At 67.9% G+C, this 246-nt stretch carries 1 protein-coding gene; it reads left to right on the forward strand.

Annotated elements, in window-relative coordinates:
• On the forward strand, window positions 1-246 hold a 246-nt coding region (locus tag SB756_RS33845; RefSeq protein ID WP_410913734.1), incomplete at both ends, for a hypothetical protein.

Here is a 246-nt window from a genome sequence, read left to right on the forward strand (position 1 = left end):
GGCGCCCGACCGGCGCAAGGTCTCGATCCGCTGGCTGACGGGAACGGTCCTCACCGGCCTGTGCGGCGCCGGCCTGATGGGCGGAGCCGTTTATGCCGCGCTGGACGGCGAATACAGCGTGGGCCATGCCCCGCAGATCGCCCCTACCGTCGTGCGCGAGAGCGAGGCCCAGACCTCTACCCAGAAGACCGATCGCATCCTGATCCAGACCGATACGATGGAAGCGCACCAGGTCATCCGTGTCTC

This window comes from Pseudomonas sp. SIMBA_068, assembly GCF_046534705.1.
In the GTDB taxonomy this organism is placed as follows: domain Bacteria; phylum Pseudomonadota; class Gammaproteobacteria; order Pseudomonadales; family Pseudomonadaceae; genus Aquipseudomonas; species Aquipseudomonas putida.